The 211-nt window shown below is 49.3% G+C and carries 1 pseudogene; it reads left to right on the forward strand.

The annotated features are described in order from the left end of the window. Window positions 1-98: pseudogene (locus BFF42_RS22295) on the forward strand (transposase domain-containing protein); the annotation flags it as partial. Window positions 99-211 lie beyond the last annotated feature (113 nt).

The raw sequence follows: 211 nt of genomic DNA on the forward strand, positions 1-211 counted from the left end.
TGGTCTGGTGTATTGTTGGCATGGCGCTTGAGCGTAAAGAACCTCTTCACCAGATTGTGAATCGCCTGGACATCATGCTGCCGGGCAATCGCCCCTTCGGTAAGCGTAAACTGACCGCCGTATGTAGCCATTAAGCCTGTATTGGTAACGTAGTGCCCACCTTTTCAACTAGTGGACACCTGTTATGGAACAGAAAGCATTATCTGCAGAA

The sequence above is a fragment of the Shigella sp. FC1661 genome (genome assembly GCF_001712525.1).
Lineage (GTDB): Bacteria > Pseudomonadota > Gammaproteobacteria > Enterobacterales > Enterobacteriaceae > Escherichia > Escherichia coli.